Raw genomic sequence first — 1,821 nt, 5'->3', positions numbered from 1 at the left:
GGCCTCGGGCGCATCGCCGCGCTCGGCTGCGAGGTGGCGCCGGACGCGCCCGAGGCCGGCCGCGACCGCGACCGCGTTCCAGGGCGCGCCGGCGCAGAAGCCGTCGACGATCCCGCGCGACAGCGCCTCGACGCTGTGCTGGGGCGGCACCGCCACCAGCCGGACGGCGGCCGGGTCGAGGCCGCCGGCCTCGGCGAACAGCCGGAGCTGATAGGTGTGCGAGGAGAACGGGTGGACGGTGCCGAGCGTCAGCGGCTTGCCGGCCTGCCTCCGCGCGCGCGCGACCCGGGCGAAGGCGCGGGCGACGTCGGCGAGGCGCTCGCTCTCGGGCGCCATCGCCGCCCAGAGGCTGCCGGACAGGGTGATCGCGTTGCCGTTCAGGCTGAGCGACAGCGGCACGATCAGGTCGGAGGGCGGCCCCGACAGCCCGAGCGCGCTCGCCAGCGCCAGCGGCGCCAGGATGTGCGCGGCGTCGAGGTAGCCGAGCGCCAGCCGGTCGCGCAGCGTCGCCCAGGACGGCTCGGCGGTGAGGTCGAGATCGAGCCCTTCGGCGCGGGCGAAGCCCATCTCGTGGGCGGCGATCACGGGGGCCGCGTCGCAGAGGGGCACGTAGCCCAGGTGAAGTCTCATCTGCGAAGTCTCATCGCGCCCTCATCCGAGCAGGTCGGCCGCGGTGACGATCGCCCGCGCGATGTCGGCGATCTTCCGCTTCTCGTTCATCGCCTTCTTGCGCAGCTGCTTGTAGGCCTCGTCCTCGGACAGGCCCTTCATGCTCATGAGGATGCCCTTGGCGCGCTCGATCAGCTTGCGGTCGGCGAGCTCGCCCCGCGCCTCCGACAGCTCCCGCTGCAGCCGCGAGAACGCGTTGAAGCGCAGGATCGCGATGTCGAGGATCGGCTTGATCCGCTCGGGCCGCAGGCCGTCGACGACGTAGGCCGAGATCCCGGCATCGACCGCCGCCTGCATCATCGTGGCGTCCGAGCGGTCGACGAACATCGCCACCGGCCGCTCGACGTGGCGCGCGACCCCCGACATCTGCTCCAGGATGTCGCGGCTCGGGCTCTCCAGGTGGATCACCACCACGTCGGGGGCGAGCGCGGCGACGCGCTCCATCAGGTCGGCGGTGTCGGCCATCACCACGACGCGGCCGATCCCGGCGGCGCGCAGGCCCTCCTCCAGGATCGCGGCACGCGCCCGGCTCGGATCGATCACGGCGACGGTGAGGCTGGTTTCGGTCATCGGGGCCCGGCGTTGGGCGGCAAACGGGGCAGCAAGTCGGAGCGTGGCAGCGACGCATGCCGCCGGCCGTGTCGCAAGGCAAGCGGCGTGCCCCGTTCCGGCGGAAGCGCCGCGCCGAGGCGCTCGCCCCGCGGCCCTGATCGCGCCGCGCAACCGAGCGGAAAGGAAACGGTCCAGCTTCCGCCGCAAATGCGGGGCACCTCTGTGGCCGTCGCGACGGTGCGGAGGTTCGAAGGATCGGATGTCGAAGCCAGACCCCTTCGCGGCCCTCGACGGTGGCGGTTCCGGCCGCCTCTCCCTCCCCTTCCTCCCGACCCTGGTGACGGCGCTCGTCCTCGGCGCCGGCTCGCTGATCTGCCGCGAGCCGGCTCCGACGCCGCCCGCTCCGGTTCCGGCGGCCTCGGTCGCGCCCCACGCCTTCCATGCGGCGGCTCCGGTCGAGGCCGCCCTGCCCCGGTTGCCGGCCGCCATCGCCTTCGCGCAGGTGCCGCCGAGCTTCGTCCTGCCGGAGATCCGCACCGCGGCCGCGCCGCATCCGGTCGCCCGGGTGGCGACCGCCGCGCCGCTCCGGCGCGTCTGCAC

General features: G+C 74.3%; 2 protein-coding genes and 1 pseudogene. 1 reads left to right on the top strand and 2 read right to left on the bottom strand.

Annotation, left to right across the window (positions count from 1 at the left end):
- On the bottom strand, nt 1-630 hold a 630-nt coding region (locus FV230_RS27950), incomplete at its 3' end, for a CmpA/NrtA family ABC transporter substrate-binding protein (RefSeq protein WP_147844678.1).
- 21 nt (nt 631-651) lie between these two features.
- Nucleotides 652-1,239 (bottom strand): ANTAR domain-containing protein, encoded by a 588-nt coding sequence (locus tag FV230_RS27945; protein ID WP_147729847.1) that lies wholly within the window; start codon nt 1,237-1,239, stop codon nt 652-654.
- Between the two features lie 241 nt (nt 1,240-1,480).
- Here FV230_RS27945 and FV230_RS27940 point away from each other — a divergent pair.
- Nucleotides 1,481-1,821 (top strand): annotated as a pseudogene (locus FV230_RS27940) (hypothetical protein); the annotation flags it as partial.

The sequence above is a fragment of the Methylobacterium sp. WL6 genome, from assembly GCF_008040095.1.
GTDB lineage: Bacteria > Pseudomonadota > Alphaproteobacteria > Rhizobiales > Beijerinckiaceae > Methylobacterium.
This window is presented reverse-complemented; position numbering and strand designations above follow the sequence as displayed.